Source organism: Streptomyces sp. NBC_01235, from assembly GCF_035989285.1.
Taxonomy (GTDB): Bacteria; Actinomycetota; Actinomycetes; order Streptomycetales; family Streptomycetaceae; genus Streptomyces.
On sequence record NZ_CP108513.1, the window covers coordinates 985,702 to 1,009,171 of the forward strand.

Here is a 23,470-nt window from a genome sequence, read left to right on the forward strand (position 1 = left end):
GAGCCCCTCGGCGCCGTACGGGTTCGGATGATGCGCACCGGTTCGAACCCGCTGGTGACCGGCGGAGAGGCGGACGACGCCACGTCCGGTTCCGGTCCGCGTCCTCCGGTACGGGAACTCACCGCCGGTGATGTCTTCACCGCCCTGAACACCTCACGGCGCGGCTTGTCGGCGGATCGGGCACGGGCGGGTCTGGAGCGGTACGGCGCCAACGAGATGCCACGTGCGAGGCGCCGCCCCGTATGGCGGCAGCTGGGGGCGCAGTTCACGGACCTCTTCGCGGTCGTGCTGATCGTCGCGTCGGGGATCACCTTCCTGGCGTACAGGCTTCAGGAACCCCGTGACGTGGGCACTCTGCAGCTCGCGGTGGCGATCCTGGGTGTCGTGGTGCTGAACGCCGCCATCGGCTTCGCGCAGGAGTACTCGGCCGAGCGGACGGCTCAGGCGCTGGAGGCGATGGTGCCCCACGCCTGCCGGGTGCTGCGTGGCGGCGAGCGGCTGGAGGTGCCCGCCCGGGACCTGGTGCCGGGGGACGTGGTGGTACTGGAGGCCGGGGACGCCGTGCCGGCGGACTGCCGGGTGGTCGAGGCGCACGAGCTGAGGGTGAACAACGCGCCGTTGACCGGGGAGAGCAACGCCGTGGGCCGTACGGCCGATCCGGTGGCGGCCGGGCCGCCGCTGGAAGCCCGCAACTGTGTGTTCATGGGCACTGACGTCGTCGCCGGGTCCGGACGGGCCGTGGTCTACGCCACGGGTGCGACAACCGAGTTCGGGCGGATCTACCGGCTGGCCGCGGCGGCTCCGCGGCAGAAGACCCCGCTGCAGCACCAGGTGGCGTCCATGGCACGGCGGGTGGCGGGGGCGGCCCTGGCGATCGGTGCCCTGATGTTCGCCGTGAGGCTGCCCACCGGGGAGTCCATGGTGCCCGCGTTCGTGTTCGCGCTGGGGGTGATGGTGGCGATGGTGCCGGAAGGACTGCCCGCAACCCTCTCGGTGTCCCTGGCGATCGGCGTACGGAGGATGGCGCGCCGCCGCGCTCTGATCAAGAAACTGCTGGCGGTGGAGGCGCTCGGGTCGACCACGGTGGTGTGCACCGACAAGACCGGAACGCTCACGCAGGCCGAGATGACCGTCACCCGGGTATGGGCGGGGGGTGCGGTGCACTCGGTGACCGGCGTGGGGTACGCCCCGGGCGGGGAGGTCGCCGATGCGGCGCCGGTACGTGAACTGCTCAGGGTGGCGGGCCTGTGCTGCAACGCCCGGCTGGTTCCGCCCCAGGACGCGCAGCACTGGCGGGTGCTTGGCGACACCACCGAGGGTGCGCTGCTCGTCGTCGCGGCCAAGGCCGGTCTCGACCCGGGCGCGGAGGAGGCTGCGGCTCCGCGCGTGACCGAGTTCCCTTTCGACTCGGACCGCAAGCTGATGACCACGGTGCACAAGAACGGCGCGGGCTACCAGGCGTGCGTCAAGGGAGCGCCGGCTGAGCTGCTGGCGCGCTGCGTCGACGTGGAGTGGGAGGAACACCGCGGGCCACTGACCGAGCAGGAACGGGCGATGGCACTCGCGGCGAGTGACGCGCTGGCGTCGCAGGGGCTGCGGGTGCTGGCTGTCGCGCGGCGGGAGCTGGACCGGTCCCGCCCCGCGCAGGACGAGGCCGAGTCGGGACTCACGTTCCTGGGGCTGGTCGGCATGCTGGACCCGCCGCGTCCGGAGGTCGCCGACGCGGTCGCCGCCTGCCGCAGGGCCGGAATCCGCATCGTGATGGTCACCGGCGACCACCCGCTCACAGGGGAGGCCGTCGCGCGGCGGGTGGGGATCGTACGGGGGCCGGATCCCGTCGTGGTGACGGGCGCCCGGCTCGACGCGATGGACGAGGAGGCGCTGGACTCGCTGCTTGCCGAACCGTCCGAGCTGCTGCTGTGCCGGGTCAGTCCGGAGCACAAGATGCGCGTGGTCACCGCCTTCCAGCGGCGGGGCGAGGTGGTGGCGGTCACCGGGGACGGCGCGAACGACGCTCCCGCGCTCAAACATGCCGACATCGGCGTGGCGATGGGAGCGTCGGGCACCGACGTGGCCCGGGAGGCGGCCTCGATGGTGCTCCTGGACGACTCGTTCGCCTCGATCGCCGTGGCGGTGCGGCTCGGCCGAGCCGTCTACCAGAATATCCGCAAGTTCCTCGTCTACCTCTTCAGCCACAACATCGGAGAGCTGGTCCCGATCCTGGCGGCGACCTTCACCGGCTTCCCGCTGGTGCCCATCAGCGCGGTGCAGATCCTGGCGATCGACCTGGGCTCCGACGTACTCCCCGCCCTGGCCCTGGGCGCAGAGCCGCCCGAGCCCGACGTGATGGAGCGCCCGCCGCGCTCCCGCCGGGAACGGCTGTTCTCGGCCGCCGTGGTGGGACGGATCCTGTTCCTGGGCGGCATCCAGGCGGTCTGCGTCACCGCCGTCTTCTTCTGGCACGTCGGGTCCTCGGGCATCCCGTTCGACGACTTCACCAAGGACACGCCCGTCTACCGGGAGGCGATCACCATGGTCCAGGCCGGGATCGTGCTCAGCCAGTTCTTCAACGCGCTCGCCGTGCGCACCGACCGGCAGAGCATCCTGAAAGTGGGGCTGCTGTCCAATCCGGCCCTGCTGGCGGCCGGCGGCTTCGGCGTCGCCCTGATGGCCGCGATCAGCTATGTGCCGCTGCTGCAGGACGTCTTCAACACCGCAGCGCTCGACGCCGCCGACTGGGCGGTACTGGCCGGGCTCGGAACCCTGCCGCTGATCGCGGACGAGGTCCGCAAGTGGTGGCTGCGCCGCCGCGCCGACCGCCCGAAGGGAGCGCAACAGTGAAGGTGATCGTCGTCGGCTGCGGACGGGTGGGTGCCACCCTCGCCGGTCTGCTGGCCTCCGAAGGGCACGACGTGCAGGTCGTCGACCGGCGTCCCAAGGCGGCCCGGCGGCTGCCCGACAGCCCCCGCATCCACTTCCACGAGGGCAACGGCTACAGCCGCGCCGTGCTGGAGGCCGCCGGCATCGAGCACGCGGACGCGCTCGTCGCCGTCACCTCCGGGGACAACAGCAACATCGTCAGCGCGCGCACGGCGAAGGAGACCTACCGGGTGCCGAACGTCCTCGCCCGCATTCACGACCCCCGACGCGCCGACATCTACCGCGAACTCGGCATCCCCACCATCGCCGGCGTCCGCTGGACGGTCCACCAGATCCACCAGATGCTGCTGCACCGCCACCTCTCCCCCGAAATCAGCTTCGGCAACGGCGAGACCCTGCTCTACCGCTCCGAACTGCCGGCCTATCTGACCGGGCGGCCACTGGCCGAGTTCGAGGTCGACGGCGAGATCCGCGTCGTCGAGGTCACCCGCGCCGGCCGCTCCCTGATTCCCGCGCACAGCACACCCGCGCGAGCGGGCGACCTGGTCACCTTCGCCGTCGCCGCGACCGCGCTCGGCAGGCTGCGCGGCTTTCTCGACAAGGAGCTGGGCACGTGAACGTGATCATCGCCGGAGCGGGGCGGCTCGGCACCCAGATCGCCCAGGTGCTCGCCGCCGCCCACAACGAGGTGACGCTGATCGACGTCGACGACGACCGCGTCGCCGAACTGGAGGGGCGCGTACCGGTGCGGCTCGTCGCCGGGGACGCCTGTGAACCCACTCTCCTGGAACACGCCGGCGCGCTCACCGCCGACCTCGTCATCGCCACCACCGGGGACGACGAGGACAACCTCGTCATCAGCCTGCTCGCCAAACGGCAGTTCTCGGTGCCCCGCGTGGCCGCCCGGTTCAACGACGCCGACAACGCCTGGCTGTTCGACGGGCGCTGGGGCGTCGACGTCGCCGTTCCCGCCGCCACCCCGCTGATCTCCCTCATCGAGGAGGCCACCGGGGCCACCGACACGGTCGCCCTGCTACGGCTCAGCAAAGCCGGCGTCGACGTCATCGAAACGGCCATCACACCGCAGTCCAAGGCGGCCGGCCGTGCCCTGGGCGACGTGGCACTGCCCGAGGGGACGGTCGTCGCCACGATCGTTCGCGATGGACAACCGACCGTGCCGGATCCGGCGGTACGGCTCCGACCCGGGGACGAGATCCTGCTCGTCTCGCACAACGCGACCGAGCAGGAGATCCACGCGGCCTTCCAGTGACCGCCGGACACGGAACGTCCGCAGCGGTCACCGCTCGGCGGTCCGAGCTGCCCAGCGCCGCCGGACGCCGTCCTCGTGCTCGGACTGCTCCAGGGCGAGGTCGGCCCGGTCGAGCGCCTCCCGCAGGCGTGGAATCCAGTGGCGCCGCAGGGCACGGACCCGGTGCCGGGTGCTGATGACCTCCGCTCCCATGAGCTCGGCGGCCGTATGGGCGGCGGCGTACTCGGCGGCGGCGCGCACGGCACGGCCGTAGGCTCCTTCGGCGTGCACGAGCGCGGTGTTGGTGGCAGCGGCGGAGGTGGGAGGACGGGCGCGTACCGACACGGAGGCCGTCGCAGGACGCCGTACCCCCATGGAACTGGTCCAGCGCACCGTGACCTCGGCGGGGCCGATGCCGGCAGCGGCCGCGTCGAGGGCGTGTTCCCCGCTGAGGAGCAGGCCCCGCAGCAGCCAGGTCTCGGCCTCGGAGAGCAGGTCATGCCATGCGCGGGCGGACGCCTTCTCCGCTTGCAGCAGCCGCTGGTGCTCGGAGCTGAGTATGCGGAGCTTCCGCTCCAGGAGGTCGGCTCCGCGCTCGGCGACATCGAGGCTGCGCCGCAGCCGCAGTCGTCCGGCACGGCCGGGCGGGGTACGCCGGGCGCTGCTCATCGGGACGCCTCCTCGTCGCGGTCGTCGCGGTCGTCGCGGTCGTCGCGGTCGTCGAGATGGTCGAGGTCCTTCGCCCCGTGGGCGTCGAGGAGCCCGGTGGGGAGCATGGAGAGCTGGCTGCGGGGCAGCGTGAGCAGGGCCTGCCAGCCGCGCTCCAGCGAGGCGTCGAGACTGCGGGACTCGTCGCTGTGCTGGTCGGCGAAGTCCCGCAGGAACGCCTCGTCGAAGTCGAGGTAGCGGCGGTCGGTGGGGCTCAGTGCCGACTGGCCGACGAGGTCCGCGAGATCACGGACCTGCCGGGCTCGCGCCAGGGCGGCCAGCAGCTGGGCCGCGACGTCGAGGTGGTCGTCGCGGGTACGGCCAGGGCCGGCGCCCTTGCGCATCAGCCGGGAGAGGGAGGACAGGGCGTCGAGTGGCGGGTACACACCCCGTGCGTGGGTCTCCGGCGAGAGCACGATCTGTCCTTCGGTGATGTAGCCGGTCAGGTCGGGCACGGGATGGGTGATGTCGCCCGCGGGCATGGTGAGCACCGGCAGCACGGTGACCGAGCCCGGCCGCCCGCGAATGCGTCCGCAGCGTTCGTACAGGGAGGCCAGGTCGCTGTAGAGGTAGCCGGGGTAGGCACGGCGGGCGGGGATCTCCCCGCGGGCGGCGGAGACCTCGCGCAGGGCTTCGGCGTAGGTCGTCATGTCGGTCATCACGACCAGGACGTGCCGTCCCTCGGTGAAGGCGAGGTGCTCGGCGACGGTGAGCGCGATGCGGGGGGTGAGGATCCGTTCGATCACCGGGTCGTCGGCGGTGTTCAGCAGCAGGACCAGTTCCCCGGCCGCGGACCGTTCCTCCAGGACATCGCGCGCGAAGGAGGCGTCGGCGTGGGTCAGCCCCATGCCCGCGAAGACGACGCAGAACGCCTCTCCGCCGACGGTGGCCTGCGCGGCGATCTGGGCGGCCAGTTCCAGATGCGGCAGCCCGGCCACCGAGAACACCGGCAGTTTCTGCCCTCGTACCAGCGTGGTCAGGGCGTCGATGGCCCCGACGCCGGTGAGTACCGGTTCGGACGGCGGCTCGCGCCGGACCGGGTTGACGGGAGCGCCGCCCACCTCGGCCTGGTGGGAGCCGAATATGGGTGGCCCGTCGTCGACGGGGGCCCCGCGGCCGTTGCAGACGCGGCCGAGCCAGTCCGTGCCGACCGGGACGCGCAGCGGGCTGCCCGTGAAGACCGCGCGGACGCCCTGCGGGTCCATGCCCGCGGTGCCCTCCAGCACCTGGACGACCGCCAGGCCGCGGTCGGCGTCCAGCACCACGCCGTGGCGCCGTTCGCCCGAGGCGAGGGTGACGTGCGCGTACTCGTCCCAGCCGACTCCCGAGACCCCCTCGACGATCGCGAGCGGCCCCCGGAGTTCGCGCACCGTCGTGTACTCGATCCCACCGGACAGGTTCATGAGCGCACTTCTCCCAGCATGGAGAGCATGGCGTCACGGCGCGCCGCCACCCCGGTGGCGTCGTGCGGGCCGGTGTCCTCCCGGGCGCGCAGCAGCGGACCGAAGTCGACCTCCTCGACCGACGCCGCCGGAACACCGAAGTCCACCAGCTCCCGGCAGCGGTCGACGACCGCCAGGACGGCGTCGGCCAGTGCGGCCGTCTTCTCCGGCCCGCAGTACGCGTCCCGCTCCGACAGCGCGCTCTGCTGCAGCACGCCCTCCCGCACCAGCCTGCCCGCGAGCACGCTGATCCGCTCCCGCGCGGGAAGGGCGGCGATCCCGATCAGGTCCACCAGGTCGGCCAACCGGTCGGCCTCCGCCAGCGCCGCTCCCACCCGGTCGCGGTGCCGGGACCACTCCGGATCCCCGGCCGCCCGGTGTCCGGCGGCCAGCACCGGGACGTCCCGGGAGAAGGACCCCGCCCAGGAGACCGCCGGGTAGTGGCGGGCGTAGGCGAGGTCGCGGTCCAGGGTCCACAGGCAGCGGACGAAGCGTTCGGTATGGGCCGTGACCGGTTCGGTCATGTCCCCGCCGGGCGGGGACACCGCGCCGATCACGGTCACCGAGCCCCGGTCACCGCCGAGCGTGGTCACGGCGGCGGCCCGCTCGTAGAAGGCCGCTATGGCCGAGGCCAGTCCGGCCGGGTAGCCCTCCTCGGCGGGCAGCGCGCCCGTACGGGAGGCGAACTCGCGCAGCGCCTCGGCCCACCGGGAGGTCGAGTCGGCGATGACCACCACGTCCAGGCCCATGTCTCGGAAGTACTCGGCGACCGTCACCCCCGTGTGGACACTGGCCTCGCGCGCCATCATCGGCATGTTGGAGGTGTTCGCGATCGTCACCGTGCGGTCTGCCAGGCGTCCTCCGGTCCGCGGGTCCGACAGTTCCGACAACTCGGTGATGACGTCGGCCATCTCGTTGCCGCGCTCGCCGCAGCCGACGTAGACGATGACATCCGCGTCGCACCACTTGGCGATCTGCTGCAGCAGCACCGTCTTTCCGGTGCCGAAGCCACCGGGCACCGCGACCGTGCTGCCACGGGCCACGGGGAAGAGCAGGTCGACCACCCGCTGACCGGTGTCGAGGGCCTCGTGGCTGTCGACGCGCTCCCGCACGGGGCGGGGCCTGCGCACCGGCCACGGGGCGCCCAGCCCCACCTCGATGCCGCCCACCACGGCCAGCACCGCGTCCTGCGAGTGGCTCCCGGAGCCGGCGATCCCCCTCACCACGCCCCCGCGGCCGGGTGGCACCAGTACCTTCACCCGTACCGGCCCCGCGTCGCGGACCTCCCCGAGTGCCTGGCCCTCGGCCAGTTCCTCGCCCTCCGCTGCCAGAGGGGAGAAGGACCAGGTGCGTTCCTCGACCACGGTCCGCCGCGTCTGCGGCAGCAGCCAGTCGCCGGCGCCGGACAGCGGGCGCAGCAGCCCGTCGAAGACCCCGCCGAGCAGGTGCGGACCGAGCCGCACCGACAGCGGCCTGCCCTGCGGCACTGCCGTCTGTCCCGGAGCGAGCCCGCCGGTGTACTCGTACGCCTGGACGGTGACCACGTCACCGCTGATGGCCACGACCTCGCCGGGCAGTCCGGCAGGGCCGATCGAGACCAGGTCGTACATCGCGGTACCGCTCGCGTACTCCATCTCGACCAGCGGTCCGGTGACGCGCAGGATCCGGGAGACCGGCTGCCTGGCGACAGGCGGCCGGTCCGTCCCGGTGGACGCCGTCACGGCTCCCACAGGCTCCGCACCTCCGCTCCCATGCCGTCCAGGGCCCGATCGGCCAACGCGGTCAGCGACAGGTCGACCCGCCTGCCCGGCACCTGGGCCACCACTCCCCCGTCGGCGTGCTCGGTCACCTCGGCGCCGGCGCCGAGGAGCACCCGGGCGCGCTGCTCCAGCCGCTCCCGGACCGACGCGTAGCCGTCGGCCCGACGCAGCTCCCGGACCCGTTCCGTGGCCTCGCGGCGCAGTTCCTCGTACGGCTCACGCCGAGCGGCGAGCGTGCGGGACCTGGCCTCCCGCCGGGCCCTGACGAGGAGATCACGGGCAGCGTCGGCGCCGTCGGCCTCGCCCTGCCGCCGGGCGTCTTCGAGGATCGCGCGGGCCTCGGCCTGCGCCTGGTCGAACCGGGCGGCGGCCTCCCGCTCCGCGCGGGCCAGAAGCGCTTCCGCATCGGCCTGAGCGGCTCGCAGCAGCCCTGCCCGGACCGGGTGGAGCGCGTCCGTCGTCCGGTCGGCAGCCGGAGTCTTCATGGCGGCATCACCACGGCCAGTCGGCGACGGCCCACAGGAGTCGCCGGGCCCTGGTCCAGTGCCTCAGCCGCGGCTGGGGTGAGGATCACCAGGTCGATGTCGTCCGGCAGGTTCCGCCAGCCCCGGCGTGCGGCCTCGGGGTCGTCGGCGACGAGCACGACCGCTCCTGCCAGGGCGAGACCGGCCACACGGGCCCGCTCTCCGAGGGCGGCGACGCGTCCCATGGTCACGCCTTCCCGATGAGGATGACCGCGACGACCAGCCCGTAGATGGCGATGCCCTCGGCCAGCCCGACGATGACCATGGCCCGGCCGAACAGTTCGGGCCGTTCGCTGAGCGCGGCGAGGGCTGCCGCCCCGGTGTAGGCGACGGCGATGCCCGCGCCGATGGTGGACGCGGCCACCGCGATCGCGGCCCCGATCAGAGCGGCGGAGCCGGAGCCCGAGTCCTGGGCGGCCGTGGTCGCGGCCTGGGCGGATCCGCCGCCGAGCGCAAGGGTCAGCACCACGGTGGCGGCCACCAGGAGCACGGCGTCGGCGGCGATCATCCACCACAGGGCCGTCCGGCCCGAGCGTCGCAGCACCAGACGGGCGGCGATGAATCCCGCCGCGATGACGGGCAGGGCCAGGAACCAGGTGGTCACGAGTACTCCTCTCTCGCCGGGCCGAGCCGGGCGGCGTCTCCCGCTGCGGTCTCCCCTGCCGCGGGCGGCCCGGTGTCGGCGGCCGAGCCCGGGATGTGCTCGACGGGCAGATGCCAGGGTCTGAACGGACGTCCCTCTCCCTCGAAGAGCCGGGAGAAGAGTTCGTAGTACTCCAGGCGCAGTGCCTGGACACCGGCCACCAGTGCCTCCAGCGAGAAGGCCAGGGCGTTGCCCGCGAGGAACACCAGCAGTGCGGCGACGACGCCGACCGGGCTCCGGCCCGCCAGGGCTTTCGTGCCGTTCCAGACGATCGCGCCGAGCGCCGCATGGGTCAGCCCGAAGGCCGCGAGCCGCGCGAAGGACACGATGTTGGAGCCGATCCGGACCATCGCGTCCAGGAGCTGAATGCCGGTCTGTACGGCTCCGCCCGGACCGCCCGCCGTGGTCGCGTACAGCCCCGCTCCGGCCAGGGCCAGGCCGGTGAGGACAATGACGGCCCCCACGGCGGCCAGCGCGGGCCGGCCGAGCCAGACGCATCCGGCGACGGCAGCAAGACCGAGATAGAGCGCCGCCCCGGCGACACCGGTCGTCGAGTACAGGGCCGCCGCCGGTCCGCCCTCCCGCCACCGGTTCACGATCCCCGCGGCATAGGCGAGGGCCAGCAGCACGGCACCGAGCACGACGGCGGTGGCCAGCAGCCGCATGGGCTCCTCCAGCGGTGCCAGCCACAGCACGGGCAGCACTCCGGTCGGGCCGAAGAACTCGCCGTACGCCACCCCCGCCAGGGTGGCGGCCAGCCCGGCCCCGGCGACGAAGGGCCACAGCGGGCGCAGCGCCGCCAGTCGACGGGGTCGGCCGGCGCGCAGCACAAGGGCGATGGCGACGAGCAGCAACCCGTGCCCGGCATCGCCGAACATCGCGCCGAACATCACCGCGTAGACGATCCCGGCCGGCAGGGTGGGATCGAGGTCGGCGTAGGGCACGGTGCCGTACGTGCTGACCAGAGGTGTGAAGGAGCGGCGCACAGTTCTCGCCGGGTGCGCCGGGGTTGCGGTGTCCGCGCCGGTCAGCAAGGTCGGCGGATCGACGCCGCGCGGGGCCCTCAGCACCACCAGCGCGCCCCCGGCACCGGCGATGCGCGCCGCCGTGGCGCCCACCTCCGCCTCCGGGCACCAGCCGGCCAGTGCGGCGGCCTCGCCGTGCCGGACCGCGCTGCCGAGTCGTTCCTCGAGCTGCGCCTCGCCCGCCAGCAGGTCCGTCCGGCCCTCGTGCTCCAGGGCGTCCAGGTCGGGGAGAGCCTCGCTGAGAACCGCTTGCCCCGGCTCGGTGCGCAGCCGCCTCAGGCGCGTCGCCGCAGGCCCTCCGCCGTCGTCCGGCCCACCGCCACCGGCCAGGTCGATCTCGACGCAGCCCGCCTCGGCGATCCGGACCAGACTCTCCCGCAGCGCCGTCTCGGGGGCCACGACGGCCACCCTGCGCATCCTGACCGGAATCGCCGGCTCAGCCCGGGGCATCGAGCACCTCACCAGGCCAGTCCCCTGGGCCGCCGCCCCGGGCGGCCAGCTCCAGCGCCCCACGAGTGCGCCACGCGTCGGCCGACAGCAGTGCCACGGCCCCCACGACCGGCTGGGGACCGAGGCGGGACCGGCGCAGCAGTTCACGGCCGTCCCGCTCGACCGCGTCCCACCAGCGTGCCTCCGCCCGCCAGAGGTCCGCCGCCTCGTCGACGTCCTCCAGCAGCCAGCCGGCGGTGGCCGGCAGCGCCTGGCGGAAATCGGCGTACGATCCCGCGCCGACCGCTCGTGGGCCGAGCAGGCGGGCCGCCCGATGGGCGGAGACGCCCGGCATCCGGCGGCCGACGACGAACACCTCGCGGCCGAAGAGCAGGGCGAGCCGGGCCGCCGCCCAGCGGGCCGCGTCGGGAACGGCGGCGGCGAGCCGTACGGCGGCGGAAACCCGCATGCCCGTCGCGATCGCGGCCGGCGAATCGCCGCCGGGGTCGCCCCAGGCGGAGGCCGCCAGCGCGGTACGCAACTCCGACGGCGAACGGGTGCGGGCGACCCGCGTCCAGGCGATCGCCAGCGCGCCCAGGCGGTAGGGCGGGAGGTCGGGGCGTTCCATGCCCGACTGTCGTGGGTCGGCCGTGAGTTCGCTCAGATGGTGCTCGGCGTTGGAGATCTCGAATCCCGCCGCGAGTGCCCGGACGGCGTCCGTGCCGGCGGCCGGTTGCCAGCCCGCGAGGACCCGGAGGTGCCACAGAAGGGTCGCCGAGACGGCACGCTGGGCTTCGGCCGGCGTGGCGCCCGGGATGACGTCATGTCGGTACGGTGTGGCCGCCAAGTAGCGCAGGGCGTCGTCGAGTTCGCGGGACGCGGCCACCTGCCCGGTGCCCTCGGCGCCCAGGCACCCGGTCCGCAGAGCCCGTGCCCGGGTCACCCCGGCCACCCAACCGGCACCCATCAGCAACCACCTCCGTGTGGCCTCGGCGGGTCCTGGGCCCGGTGACCTTCCTGCGGCACGGTCGACGCCTCGTCCGCCGCGAGGTCCTCCAGTACGAGGGCGAGCACCCGGTCGACGAGCGTGGGTGTCCGGCTTCTGGCACGGTCGCGGACGGCGATCGCCTCACGTTCCGCCTCGGCGAGCAGTGCCTCGGCCTCGCCCTCGGCCGCGCGCAGCACCTGCTCGGCGGTGCGCGCCCGTACCTGCCGGGCCTCCTCGTGCGCCGCGGCCACGATCGTCTCGGCCTGTCCTTCGGCTTCGCGTCGGCGCGCGGTGGCGCTCGCATCGGCCTGTTCGCGTACGCTCCGGGCTTCCGCCTCGGCCTGTTCGAGCAGGGCCAGGGGCGGTGTGAGTTCCGCACGGAGTTCGGCGGTACGGTCTGCGGGGACACCACCTGGTGCGGCGCGGCCGGGCGACGCCGCCGGCCGGAACCGCGTCAGAAAGTCCCGGAAACCCGTCACACGCTCTCCTCCAGGTGGGGCAGGGCCCCGCTTCCCAGTCTCCCCGGTGGGCGATGGCCTGTCGCGTCGCGCTCGGCCGGCTGTCCCCCGGCGGGGCCGTTCGGCCCGGAGGCCGCACCGGTCGAACGATGCGAAACTGAGCGCATAGGTGAACGGCGTCCCCAGGAGGCAGCCGTGAGCGACTTCGACCGCAGCTCGGCGGAGAAGGAAGCCCGCCGCACCATGCCGGGCCGCGCCTGGACGCCCCAGGAGGAACCGCGCCAGGACGCACTGCGCCGCTACCTCGGGGCGATCGCCGGCGCCGCGTCGGCGAGGAGCGCCGCGGAGTCCGAGCGCCCTCACGGCGGGGAGGGTGCCGAGCCGCCCGCCACCGCCGCACCTGGGCCACCCGCCCCGAAACCGGCCGCACTCCGCGTGCGGGACGTGATGCGGGTGCCGGCGGCCTCCGTGGCCGGTGACATGCCGTTCCTGGACGTGGCCCACACGCTGGCCCGTGAGCAGGTGAGCGCCCTGCCGGTGGTCGACTCCGACGACCACGTGATCGGTGTCGTCTCGGAGTCGGATCTGCTGGCCAAGGCCGCCGTGATGGCGGAGCCTCGTCGGCACGGTGCTGTCGGCAGGCTGTGGCAGCACCGCCTGTACGACAAGAGCCACGGCGACACGGCCGCCACATTGATGACCTTCCCGCCTGTCACCGTCCACCCGGAGCAGCGGGTGGCGGACGCGGCGTGGACCGCCGCGCACGGCCGGTTGAAGCGCCTCCCCGTGACCGACCATCACGGTCGGCTCGTCGGTGTGGTCAGCCGCCACGATCTGCTGCGTGCCCTGATCCGCGACGACGCCGAGATCCTCGCCGAGGTCGAGTCCCTGGTCGGCCGACATCTGCTGGATCCGCGCACTGTGGAGGTCACCGTGGAAAGCGGCGTGGTAACCATGGCGGGGAGAGTGGACAAGGCACTCGTCCCCGAACTGCTCGCCTCGGTAAGAGACATCGACGACGTGGTGGGTGTCATCGACGACACCGAAGCGGACTGAACCGTTCACGTCCACGGAGGGCGCATCACCCCGTGCGGGCGACGAGAAAGTCGGCACTGCCGGACAGCGTGGTCAGCCGGGGCGTGTCCTCGTCCTCGATGCGGACTCCCGACCGTTCGCTGAGCACCTCCACGAAGCTCAGGAAGTCCAGAGAGTCCATCTCCAGCGCATCACGGAACACGTCGTCGAGCCCGAGAGCGGCGACTTCGGCGTCAGGAATGACCCGGGAAATCGATTCCCTCACCATGTCCAGTGCGTCGGTTCGGTTGATGTTCACAGCTGCTCCGGATTCTGCAGGAGGCGGGTGACCGCCGTGAGGTAGCGGGCACCGACAGCGCCGTCGGTCGCCCGGTGGTCGGCCGAGAGGGTCGCCGTGACCACGGGCCGCACGCCCAGCAGGCCGTCGACGGCACACGGCCGGTCGGCCACCCGCCCGAAACCGACGAGGGCCACCTGCGGCGGGTAGATCACTCCGAACACGGTCTCCACGCCCTGATCCCCGAGGTTGGTGACCGTGATCGTGGTGTCCGACACCTCGGAGCCCCGCAGTCTGCCCGTACGTGCCCGGGTGACCAGGTCCTTCAGGGCGGCCATCAACTGCGGCAGTGCCAGGGCGTCGGCGTGGTGCAGTGCGGGGGCGACGAGCCCGCCGCCGCGCAGCGACACGGCCACGCCGAGGTGTACGCCCTCACCGGCCGTGAAGTGGTCGTCGGTCCAGGAACCGTTGAGCTCGGGGACCTCCCGGGCCGCCAGGGCCGCCGCTTTGAGCAGCAGGGCGGCGGGAAGCAGCCGTTCACCGAGCGGGCTGCGCCGATTGTGCTCGTGCAGCCAGTCCATCGCGGCGGCCATGTCCACGGTCGTGGAGAGGTAGTAGTGGGGAATGTCCCGGTTGGCGCGGCTCATCAGACCGGCGATCGCCCGGCGCATGGCCGTCCCCCTGTCTCCCGAGACACGCTCGGCGGACGGACGTACCGTGGGGGCGCCGACATGCGCGGACGGGGCCTCGGTCGCAGGCCCCGGGGCCGCCTGGCGTACGTCCGCGGCACGGACGGCCGAGTTCTTGCCCGTTCCCCTCACCGTGGCCAGGTCGACGCCCAGTTCGGCGGCCAGTCGCCGGGCGAGAGGGGTTACCCGCAGGCGTGGTTGCCGGGCGGCCACCGCTTCCTCGACGTCGGTTCGGGTGACGCGTCCTCCGGGTCCGGAACCACGCAGCGTCTCCAAGTCGACGCCGCTTTGCTGCGCCAGATGCCGGACCAGCGGGCCCGCCTCCAGGTGGCCGCCCTGCCGAGCGCTGGGCGGTACCGGGGCCGGGACCGTGGCGGGTTCGCGAGGCGAGGACGGGGGCTTGGAAGGCTCGCGCTTCTTCGGTGCGCGACGGGCCGCTCGTCGCTTCTCCGCCTTCTCCGCCTTCTCGGTCTTCTCGGTCTTCTCGGTCTTCTCGGTCTTCTCAGTTTCCGCAGGGCCCTCGGGTTGCCTGACCTTGCGTGGCTTCCCGGTCCTGTGCGGCTTCCCCTCTCCCCCCGGGTGCTCGGGTTTCTTCGCCGTCGCCCAGATCAGCGCGAGCGGTGTGCCCACCGGCACCGTCGTGCCGGGTTCGACGAGCAGCTCGGCCATGGTTCCGGTCTCGAAGCACTCCACCTCGATCGTCGACTTCGCGGTCTCGACGACCGCCACCGGATCGCCTTTGTGGACGGGGTCACCGGGCCCCACCAGCCACTCCAGAAGCGTGCCCTCGTCCATGTCGGCGCCGAGGGACGGCATGGTGAACTCGGCCATGGTCAGTCCACCGCCCGGCGGGCGGCCGCGACGATGCCGGCGGTCTGCGGCAGGGCGGCCTCCTCCAGCTGCCGGGCGTAGGGCATGGGCACCTCCGCGCTGCACACCCGCTCGACGGGCGCGTCCAATTCGTAGAAGGACTCCTCGGCGATACGGGCGGACACCTCGGCGGCGAAGCTTCCCGTCCGCCATGCCTCGTCGACGACCACCGCACGGTGGGTACGGGCCACGGATGCGGCGACGGTCCGGGCGTCGAAGGGCCTGAGCGTTCGCAGGTCGATCACTTCGGCGCTGATGCCCGCGGCGGCCAGCTCGTCCGCCGCCACGAGGGTCTTGGGCAGCGAACCTCCGTACGTGATCAGGGAGATGTCGGTACCGGGTCTACGTATCGCTGCGTGATCCAGATCCTCTGGTGCGGTGGCCGGGAGGAGTTCGCCGGCAACGTTGTAGAGGCTTCCGTGCTCGAAGATCAGTACGGGGTCCGGATCAGCGAGCGCCGGAGCGAGCATGTGGCGTGCGTCCTCCAGGGTGGCGGGGGCGAGGACGCGGATTCCGGGGATGTGCGCGTACCAGCCCTCCAGGCTGTGCGAGTGCTGCGCGGCGAGCTGCCTTCCGGCGCCCGTCGTCATGCGGATGACCAGCGGTACGGCCAGTTGACCGCCCGACATGTGCAGCAGGGTGGCGGCGTTGTTGAGGATCTGGTCGAGGGCGAGCAGGCTGAAGTTGACGGTCATGATCTCGACGATCGGCCGCAGCCCGGCCAGGGCGGCGCCGATGCCGGCGCCCACGAACGCGGACTCCGACAGCGGGGTGTCGCGGACACGTTCGGGGCCGAACTCCTCCAGCAGGCCGAGGCTGACGCCGAAGCATCCGCCGTAGCGGCCCACGTCCTCGCCCATCAGGAAGACGCGGTCGTCGGAGCGCAGGGCGTCCCGGAGCGCTTCGCGCATCGCTTCCCGGTAGGTCGTCTTCGCCGCCTCCGGCCGCTCACCGTCACCCATGGTCAACTCACCTCCGCCGGTGCGCTGGTGACGTGGTGCAGAAGATGCTCCACCGGCTCCTCGGGCGCCTGCTCGGCCGCCTCTACCGCGTCGTCGACCTCGGCGGCGACCCGGCGCTCGATCGCGGCGAGTGTCTCGTCGACCGGCTCGCCGTCCTCGCGCATACGGTCGAGGAGCCGGTTGATCGGATCGCGTTCCTTCCACCGTTCGACCTCCGCTTTGTCGCGGTAGCGGTCCGGGTCGTACATGGAGTGGGCGCGGAAGCGGTAGGTGCGCAGTTCGAGGAAGTGCGGCCCGGCACCGGCCCTGACGGCCTCGGCGGCCCGGCGTGCGGTCTGTTCCACGGCCTCGACGTCCATTCCGTCGACGGCCCAGGCGACCATGCCGTACGAGGCGGCCCGCATGGCCAGGTCGGTCTGCGCCTCGTGCCGCGCCAGGGCCGTTCCCATGGCGTAGAGGTTGTTCTCGCAGACGAGCAGAAGAGGAAGTCTCCACAGGGCCGCGAGGTTCGCCGTTTCGTGGAACTCTCCCTCGGCGAAGGCTCCGTCACCGAAGAAGCAGCAGGTGACACGGTTCTGTTCGCGTATGCGGTCGGCGAGCGCGAGGCCGGCGGCCAGCGGGAGTCCACCGGCGACGATGGCGTTGCCGCCGTAGAAGCGCCTGCTCGCGTCGAACAGGTGCATGGATCCGCCCCGACCACCGCTGCACCCGGTCGTCCTGCCGTACATCTCGGCCATGACAGCCTCGGCCGTGATCCCGCGGGCCAGAGCGTGGCCGTGTTCGCGGTAGGTGGCGACGACCGCGTCCTCGGGTGTCAGTGCCTCGTTGACGCCGACGGCGACGGCCTCCTCGCCGATGTACAGGTGGACGAAGCCTCGGATCTTCGTGGCGCTGTACAGCTCGACACACCGCTCCTCGAAGCGCCGGATGCGCAGCATGGCCTCCAGCAGATCCGTCCGGTGCCCGGTGCTCGTCGTCTTCCTGGTCGTCTTCTTGGTCGTCGCGGACTTCTTTCCGGCCTTCCGGGGCGCCGGGTCCTTCCGCGTGCGGGTGGGGCGGGCCGGGCTCATGAGGATCCCTCCAGGGTGGACAGGTCGCCCGTGGGCAGGCCGAGTTCGCGTGCGCGCAGCAGCCGGCGCATCACCTTCCCGCTGCGGGTCCTGGGCAGGTTCTGGTCGAACGCGATCTCCCTGGGTGCGACGGCGGGCCCCAGCTTTCGGCGGCCGAAGGCCAGCAGCTCCCGCTCCAGATCCGGAGTCGGCAGAACACCGGGGCGCAGCGACACGAACGCCTTGACGACGTTCCCGGCGACCGGGTCCGGCCGTCCGATCGCCCCGACCTCGGTCACCGCCGGGTGCTCCATCAGCGCGCTTTCCACCTCGAACGGGCCGATGAGATGGCCGGCCGACTTGATGACGTCGTCGGCGCGGCCCACGAACCAGTACCAGCCGTCCGCGTCCCGGCGGACCAGGTCACCGGTCAGGTACCAGCCGTCCGCGAACGTGGCGTCGTAACGCTCCTTGTCGTGGAGATAGCCGCGGAACATCGCCGGCCAGCCCGGCCGCAGCGCCAACTCGCCCTCGACATCGGCACTTCGCACCGGGGTGACCCGGCCGTCGGCGACCCGTGCACGGCCGTCCTCGCCCTGCTCCAGCACGGTCGCCTCGACACCGGGCAGCGGCCGCCCCATCGAGCCGGGCCGGATCTCGCAGGCGGCGAAGTTCGCGATCATGATGCAGCCGGTCTCCGTCTGCCACCAGTTGTCGTGCACCGGCAGGCCCAGCACGTCCCGGCCCCACAGGACGGCCTCCGGGTTGAGGGGCTCGCCGACGGAGGCGATGAAGCGCAAGGCCGACAGGTCGTAGGAGCGCGGCAGGTCGTACGGGCCCTGGCGCGGTGTGGCGCGCATCAGCATCCGCAGGGCCGTGGGCGCGGTGTACCAGACACTGACCCGCTGCTCGCCGAGGATCCGGTACCAGCGCCGGGCGTCGTAGTCCCCCTCGTCGACGACCACCGTCACACCGTGGACGAGCGGGGCGACGATCCCGTACGACATGCCGGTGACCCAGCCGGGATCGGCGGTGCACCAGTACACGTCCTCGGGGTGCAGGTCGAGGGCGTACGCGGCGGTGGCGTAGTGGGCCACGACGGCCTCATGGACGTGGACCGCGCCCTTGGGGGTGCCGGTGGTACCGCTGGTGAAATGCAGCAGGGCCATGTCGTCGGGCGAGGTCGGCGGGATGGTGAAGGTGTCCGGGGCGGCGGCCATCACGTCGTCGAAGGAGACGGCGCCGGGCAGTTCCGCGGCACCGGGCCCCACGATCAGGACGTGCTCCAGTCCGGGAACCGATGCCCGGCGTTCGGCGACCTTGCGCCGGTACAGGGCCGCAGTGGTGACCAGGACACGGGCGTCGCCGAGCCGCAGCCGCTGCTCCACCGGGTCGGGGCCGAAGGCGGAGAAGAGCGGGCACAGCACGCTGGTGTTCTTCAGCGTGCCCAGCACCGCCGTGTAGAGCTCGGGGCAGCGGCCGAGCAGGGTGAACACCCGGTCACCGCGGCCGACCCCGAGTGACCTCAAGACGTTCGCGAAGCGGGCCGTGCGGCGGGCCAGTTCCGCGTACGTGACGGTGGAGACGGAGTCGTCCCGGGCGACGCAGCGCAGGGCGACCTTGTCCGCGTGGCCGGACGCCGCGTGCTGGTCGACCGCCTCGTGGGCCATGTTGAGGCCGCCACCGGGCAGCCCGGCCAGCTCGGTGCGCGCCCGTGCCCAGGTGAAGGCCGAGCAGGCTCGGTCGTAGTCGGCGAGACGGGGTGCGACGACCGATGTGGTGTCCTTGCGAATGGTTTCCCAGTGCATCGGTGCTCCTCACGGCACTGCGGCCAAGGGACCGGCCGGCCCGTTCCGGCTCCTGCTTCCGGGCCCCTCTCACTCCCGGTGCAGCACGACCTCGAGGGCACCCGTGGTGGCGCCCTGGAACACCTCGTGGGCGTGCTCCATCCGGTCGAGGCCGAAGGTGTGGGTGACCAGCTGGGAGACGGGCAGGCGTCCGAACCGCAGCAGTTCCAGCAGCCACGGTGTGAAGGAGGTGTCCACCTGGCCGGTGCTGATCGTCACGTTCTTCCGCCACAGGGAGTCGAGGTGCAGCGTGGCCGGTCTGCCGTGCGTCCCGATGTTGGCGATGTGCCCTCCCGCCCGGACGGCCTGGGTGCACAGGACGAAGCCATCTGGGTCGCCCGATGCCTCGATGGCGACGTCGGCGCCCGCTCCCTCCGGCAGTTCGGCGATCATCTTCCCCGGCAGTTCGGCGACATCGGCCCCCATGCGGGCGGCGACTTCCAGCCGGGCTTCGGACAGGTCCGCCACGATGATCCGGCGGGGCGGGTACAGCCGAGCGACGCTGACCGTGGCGAGACCGACGGGACCGGACCAGCGCCCACCACGACGACGATGTCGCCAGGGCCGACGTGTCCGTTCCGTACTCCGGCCTCGTAGGCGGTGGGGAGCCCGCACGAACTCGGCCTGGGTTCCGTTGATCCGGTTTCCCAGGATCAAGCCACCGCCCCCGCTGCACTGCCCACGCCCGGTGTCACGGCACGCCTGACAGCCGCCGCAGGCAGAGAGGGACGACACGATCACCTGGTTGCCGGGGCGCGGGCCGTGGACATCACGGCCGGTCTCCACGACCTCGCCCACGGCCTCGTGGCCGAGGACCGTCCCCGGCTTCACCTCGGGGAGGTCTCCTCGCAGAATGTGCAGATCACTGCCGCAGACGGTGGTGGCGTCGACGCGCACGATCGCGTCGGTCGCCTCCTCCATCACGGGGGCCAGGACGGTGTCCCACGAGATGTGCCCCGGGCCGGGACAGCCGAGCGCTCGCACTGGCTCACTCCCTCGCTCCCCCACCTCCACGGTCACCCCAGCGGAACACCCCGGCAACACGGACCGCCGCGCCGTCGTGCGTCTCTCGTCAGTCCGGCTCCATGTAGGGGCGGCGGAAGACCGGGGCCTGGCCGGCGCCCCAGGGACGTACGGCCGCCAGCGCCCGGCCGACCGCGGACTCCAACGGGCCACCGGTGTCGACGGCGACGGCCTCGGACCACGCGGGTTCCCTGGCCGCCATGGCGACAGCGGTGTCCGGGCCGGCGTCGGACGGGCCGGAGGCGCGCGTGCGCAGGCGGGCCGCCGACACGTCGTCCGGGACGTGGCAGTGGAGGGCGACCAGGTCGGCGCTGGTGCGTTCGGCCACGCGCCCTGCCGCTTCACGCTGCGCCGTGTCGGACCACGTGGCGTCCAGAACGACGGACTCGCCGGCGGACAGCAGGGCGGCCGCGCGGTCGAGCAGGGTGGCATAGGTCCTGGTGGTCCACTCGGGTGTGTACAGCCCTTCGCCGTAGCCGGCCGCCGCGGACTGCTCCGCGGGAATGCCCGCCAGTTCCTTGCGGACGCGGTCGCTGCTGAGCAGGGTGACCCCCAGCCGGTCGGCCAGCGCACCGGAGAGGGCTGACTTCCCGCTGCCCGGCAGCCCGCCGACGAGAGTCAGGCAGACAGCGGAGGTGCGCAGGTGGCGCAGCGTCGTCGAGACCAGCCTTCGTGACGCCGCCCGCGCGCCGGGCGCGCCCTGGCGGGCCTGGATCAGGGAGACCTTGGCGCGGACGAACGCGCGGTAGGCGACGTAGTGGTGCCACAGTGACGCGGGAGCGGGGTCGCCGGAGTATTCGCTGTACTGCGCGAGGAAGTACGCGGCGGCCTCCGGGGCGCCGAGTTGTTCCAGGTCCATGGCGAGGAAGGCGGCGTCGTCCAGGCCGTCGACGTAGCGCAGCCGGTCGTCGAACTCCAGGCAGTCCAGGACGCGGGGGCCGTCGTCGAGGCAGAAGATGTCCTCGGCGAGCAGGTCTCCGTGGCCGTCGACCACCCGCCCCTGCTCGATACGGGAGGCGAACAACCGCTTGCGGCCGGCGAGATAACGGCGTACCAGCCGTTGCGCCTCTGTCACCCCGTCGGGCACGGAGCTGTCGTCGGCCAACGCGTGGACCTGCGCGAAGCTGGCCTCCCAGCGCGACGACAGGGTGTCCCGCGTACCTTGCTCGTCCGCGTCCGGGCTGCGGGGCGCGTCCGCGTGCCACGCGGCAAGGTGCCGGGCGACGGCCCGGAGGACGTCGTCCAGGGCGGCGCCTTCCCGTACCAGGCGCGAGAGGCGTCGGTCCGTCGGCATGCGGCGCATCACCACGAGTGGTTCGGGCGCCTCCGTGTCGGGACTGCGGAACTCGCCCAGGCCCAGATAGACGTCGGGGGCGAAGCGGCGATTGAGAGTGACTTCGCGTTCGCACGCGCTCCGGCGAGCCGCCCGCGTGGTGTAGTCCAGGAATCCCAGGTCCACCGGCTTCTTGACCTTGTAGGCGCGGTCCCCGACGAAGAACACGATCGCGGTATGGGTCTCGCACACCTCCGCGCGCGGCGGCGGCTTGCCGTGGTGGCCGGCCTCAGTCATGAGGGACGACGGCGACGGGGCAGCGCCCGTGGTGGATGGCCGCGTGGGCGACGTGACCCAGGTGTGGTGCCACACCGTGCCGGTGTGCACGCCGGCCGACAACCAGCAGTGCGGCGCCTTCGGCAGCGTGCAGGACGGCCTTGGCGGGGCTTGCGAGACGGATGCTGTCGGCGACGTCCACCTGCGGGTACTTCTCGCGCCACGGGCGGAGGGCCTTGCTCAGCTCCCTCTGCGCGTCCCGCGTCATCTCTTCGGCGGCGGTGTGGTCCACCCCCCAGGGCACCCGCGCGTGAAGCGGCACGCTTCGGCCGTGCACAGCCACCAGCGGAGCCTCCCTGGCCGCGGCGGTGTGGAACGCGAAGTCGAGCAGGTCGTCGCAGGATCCGTTCAGTTTCAGGGCCACGACCAGGCGGCTCACGGGTGTTGGATGCGCTCCCTCCACGGGGGTTTCGGCGCGGACCAGGACCACCGGCCGCTCCGCCCGAGCCACGACCGGCATGCTGACGCCGCCGAGGAAGTAGCTCTCGACGGACTCCAGCCCCCGTGAGCCGAGCACCATCAGCTCGGACTCCGACGCCGCCTGGAGCAGCGCCTGTTGGGCGTCGTCGGCGACCAGGCTCCCGACAATGGTCAGGCCCGGGTGGCGGGCTTGCAGTTCGGCCCTCGCGGTATGCACGAGACGCTTCGCCCAGTAGTTCTGATCGACCTCGGAGGGGGCATGGGCGGGTTCCGGCGCGAGCAGCGGCCACGCGTGCAGCAGGCGCAGAGTCAGCCTGCGCTTCTCGGCCTCGTCGGCGGCCCAGCGGGCAGCGGCGAGACTCTCGGGTGAGCCGTCGAGGCCCACGGTGATGACTGGCTGCATGGCGGCGGCCTCCGTCTCGTACGAAGCTGGATACGACGGTGGATGACGGTGAACGACTCCGATGGCGTGCATGCTCCGGACGTCGCCGACAGCCGGGCGCGGTACTCCTGTCCTTCGAGGAGTACCCCAATCCCCTCCCCGGCGCATGTGGAGCCGGGGAGGCGGAGAAGGCCGGGCACGTGGCACCCTCCACGAGAGGAGACAGTGCGGTGGCGATTCCCCTGGTGGTCGGCATCGACGGATCCGAAGCGAGCCTTGAGGCGGTGGACTGGGCCGCCGACGAGGCGGCCCGGCACGGCGTGCCGCTCCTCCTCCTGCATGCGACGGACGGTGACCGCGAGCCGTCCGACGTCATCGGTGCCGCCTCGGAGCGCGCCAGGCAGAGAGCTCCCACGGTCCGGCTGTCGAGCGAGGCGCTGCACGAGGACGCCGCCTCAGCCCTCGTCGAAAGCGGGCGTAACGCCTTCGCGCTGGTGCTCGGGTCCAGAGGACTCGGAGACCTCGCCGAAATGCTCTTGGGCGCGGTCAGCCTGGCCGTGGCGGCCCGAGCCGACTGCCCGGTCGTCGTGGTGCGCGGTGCCGCGGAGCACCGGGACGGCCGGTTCGGGAACATCGTCGTCGGTGTCGAGGAGGGGGAGGGCAGCGGCACGGCCTTGCAGTTCGCGCTCCGGGAGGCCCACGTGCGGAGCTGCCGGCTGACGGCTGTGCACGCCTGGAACCCGTCGTCCAGGGTTCTCACCCCACGGCCGGCTCCGTCGTGGTACGCCCTGGAGGCCCATCGGCGCCCGCCGTCCCAGGTGCTCGACGACGCCCTTCGCGGCCTGGCGGAGCGGTATCGCGACGCCCGGGTGAGCCCCAGGGTGATCGAGGGCCCGGCCCGCCGCGCGCTGCTGGACGCGGCGTCGGCGGCGGACCTGCTGGTCGTCGGCGCGCGCGGGCGGCAGGGCCACCCGGGGCTGCAGCTGGGCCTGATCAATCACGCGCTTCTGCATCACGCGCCGTGTCCCGTCGCGGTCGTTCCCCAGACATGACCGACATGACCGCGGTCTGCGCAGACGGACCGGGCCGGAAACCGGTGGGCATGGGCCGGAAACCGGCCCGACGGGGACTTTCGGCCCTGTGCCCCGAACCCGTCGCCGTTCGACGGTGGGAGCAGGCGGTGGGGGACGGCCGGCGAGTT

21 protein-coding genes and 1 pseudogene are annotated in these 23,470 nt (G+C 72.6%); 5 read left to right on the plus strand and 17 right to left on the minus strand.

Translation table 11 applies throughout. The features are described 5' to 3' along the window. The first annotated feature begins 30 nt into the window (after positions 1–30). The 3 genes from OG289_RS04520 to OG289_RS04530 are packed head-to-tail and all read left to right on the plus strand — an operon-like array spanning position 31 to position 4,150. Complete coding sequence (locus OG289_RS04520) at positions 31–2,841, plus strand: cation-translocating P-type ATPase (RefSeq protein ID WP_327312690.1); 2,811 nt, start codon at positions 31–33, stop codon at positions 2,839–2,841. Then, positions 2,838–3,497 (plus strand): potassium channel family protein, encoded by a 660-nt coding sequence (locus OG289_RS04525; RefSeq protein WP_327312691.1) that lies wholly within the window; start codon positions 2,838–2,840, stop codon positions 3,495–3,497. Before OG289_RS04520 ends, OG289_RS04525 begins: the two co-directional genes overlap by 4 nt. Beyond that, on the plus strand, positions 3,494–4,150 hold the full coding sequence (locus OG289_RS04530; RefSeq protein ID WP_327312692.1) for a potassium channel family protein: 657 nt from the start codon (positions 3,494–3,496) through the stop codon (positions 4,148–4,150). The genes OG289_RS04525 and OG289_RS04530 overlap by 4 nt, the downstream gene beginning before the upstream one ends. Positions 4,151–4,177: 27 nt before the next feature. Here the strand turns inward: OG289_RS04530 and OG289_RS04535 are convergent, their stop codons facing one another. From OG289_RS04535 to OG289_RS04575, 9 genes are read right to left on the minus strand one after another with little or no spacing between them, the layout of a single operon-like run. After that, positions 4,178–4,798, minus strand: a complete 621-nt coding sequence (locus tag OG289_RS04535; protein ID WP_327312693.1) for a V-type ATP synthase subunit D — start codon at positions 4,796–4,798, stop codon at positions 4,178–4,180. After that, positions 4,795–6,240: a V-type ATP synthase subunit B gene (locus OG289_RS04540; RefSeq protein WP_327312694.1), complete on the minus strand. Its 1,446-nt coding sequence runs from the start codon at positions 6,238–6,240 to the stop codon at positions 4,795–4,797. The genes OG289_RS04535 and OG289_RS04540 overlap by 4 nt, the downstream gene beginning before the upstream one ends. Continuing rightward, complete coding sequence (locus OG289_RS04545) at positions 6,237–8,009, minus strand: V-type ATP synthase subunit A (protein WP_327312695.1); 1,773 nt, start codon at positions 8,007–8,009, stop codon at positions 6,237–6,239. The genes OG289_RS04540 and OG289_RS04545 overlap by 4 nt, the downstream gene beginning before the upstream one ends. Then, positions 7,997–8,524, minus strand: a complete 528-nt coding sequence (locus tag OG289_RS04550; protein WP_327312696.1) for a hypothetical protein — start codon at positions 8,522–8,524, stop codon at positions 7,997–7,999. Before OG289_RS04550 ends, OG289_RS04545 begins: the two co-directional genes overlap by 13 nt. Beyond that, positions 8,521–8,748: a hypothetical protein gene (locus tag OG289_RS04555; protein WP_327312697.1), complete on the minus strand. Its 228-nt coding sequence runs from the start codon at positions 8,746–8,748 to the stop codon at positions 8,521–8,523. The genes OG289_RS04550 and OG289_RS04555 overlap by 4 nt, the downstream gene beginning before the upstream one ends. A 2-nt stretch (positions 8,749–8,750) precedes the next feature. Beyond that, positions 8,751–9,167, minus strand: coding sequence for an ATP synthase subunit C (locus OG289_RS04560; RefSeq protein ID WP_327312698.1), 417 nt, complete (start codon positions 9,165–9,167; stop codon positions 8,751–8,753). After that, a complete protein-coding gene (locus OG289_RS04565) occupies positions 9,164–10,648 on the minus strand; it encodes a V-type ATPase 116kDa subunit family protein (RefSeq protein WP_327320587.1) in 1,485 nt (494 codons plus the stop codon). Before OG289_RS04565 ends, OG289_RS04560 begins: the two co-directional genes overlap by 4 nt. A gap of 19 nt (positions 10,649–10,667) precedes the next feature. Further along, positions 10,668–11,627, minus strand: a complete 960-nt coding sequence (locus OG289_RS04570) for a hypothetical protein (RefSeq protein ID WP_327312699.1) — start codon at positions 11,625–11,627, stop codon at positions 10,668–10,670. Further along, entirely contained in the window at positions 11,627–12,127 is a 501-nt protein-coding gene (locus tag OG289_RS04575; protein ID WP_327312700.1) for a hypothetical protein, read from the minus strand. Before OG289_RS04575 ends, OG289_RS04570 begins: the two co-directional genes overlap by 1 nt. A gap of 174 nt (positions 12,128–12,301) precedes the next feature. Between OG289_RS04575 and OG289_RS04580 the strand changes: the two genes are divergently transcribed. Continuing rightward, entirely contained in the window at positions 12,302–13,162 is an 861-nt protein-coding gene (locus OG289_RS04580) for a CBS domain-containing protein (RefSeq protein ID WP_327312701.1), read from the plus strand. A 25-nt stretch (positions 13,163–13,187) separates the two neighbouring features. Here OG289_RS04580 and OG289_RS04585 read toward each other — a convergent pair whose 3' ends face one another. The 8 genes and pseudogenes from OG289_RS04585 to OG289_RS04620 form a co-directional block, all read right to left on the minus strand. After that, a complete protein-coding gene (locus OG289_RS04585) occupies positions 13,188–13,439 on the minus strand; it encodes an acyl carrier protein (RefSeq protein ID WP_327312702.1) in 252 nt (83 codons plus the stop codon). Beyond that, positions 13,436–14,938, minus strand: coding sequence for a 2-oxo acid dehydrogenase subunit E2 (locus tag OG289_RS04590; protein WP_327312703.1), 1,503 nt, complete (start codon positions 14,936–14,938; stop codon positions 13,436–13,438). The genes OG289_RS04585 and OG289_RS04590 overlap by 4 nt, the downstream gene beginning before the upstream one ends. A 2-nt stretch (positions 14,939–14,940) precedes the next feature. Beyond that, positions 14,941–15,939, minus strand: a complete 999-nt coding sequence (locus OG289_RS04595) for an alpha-ketoacid dehydrogenase subunit beta (RefSeq protein WP_327312704.1) — start codon at positions 15,937–15,939, stop codon at positions 14,941–14,943. Between the two features lie 2 nt (positions 15,940–15,941). Next, a complete protein-coding gene (gene pdhA, locus OG289_RS04600; protein WP_327312705.1) occupies positions 15,942–17,009 on the minus strand; it encodes a pyruvate dehydrogenase (acetyl-transferring) E1 component subunit alpha in 1,068 nt (355 codons plus the stop codon). After that, on the minus strand, positions 17,006–18,796 hold the full coding sequence (gene acsA / locus OG289_RS04605; protein WP_327312706.1) for an acetate--CoA ligase: 1,791 nt from the start codon (positions 18,794–18,796) through the stop codon (positions 17,006–17,008). Before acsA ends, pdhA begins: the two co-directional genes overlap by 4 nt. Before the next feature lie 69 nt (positions 18,797–18,865). Continuing rightward, positions 18,866–19,819 (minus strand): annotated as a pseudogene (locus OG289_RS04610) (alcohol dehydrogenase catalytic domain-containing protein). Between the two features lie 88 nt (positions 19,820–19,907). Next, positions 19,908–21,428, minus strand: a complete 1,521-nt coding sequence (locus tag OG289_RS04615; protein WP_327312707.1) for a bifunctional aminoglycoside phosphotransferase/ATP-binding protein — start codon at positions 21,426–21,428, stop codon at positions 19,908–19,910. Beyond that, entirely contained in the window at positions 21,421–22,290 is an 870-nt protein-coding gene (locus OG289_RS04620) for a universal stress protein (RefSeq protein ID WP_327312708.1), read from the minus strand. Before OG289_RS04620 ends, OG289_RS04615 begins: the two co-directional genes overlap by 8 nt. A 209-nt stretch (positions 22,291–22,499) precedes the next feature. Between OG289_RS04620 and OG289_RS04625 the strand changes: the two genes are divergently transcribed. Next, positions 22,500–23,321 carry a universal stress protein gene (locus OG289_RS04625; RefSeq protein WP_327312709.1) on the plus strand — a complete coding sequence of 274 codons (822 nt, stop codon included), beginning with the start codon at positions 22,500–22,502 and terminating at the stop codon, positions 23,319–23,321. Positions 23,322–23,470 lie beyond the last annotated feature (149 nt).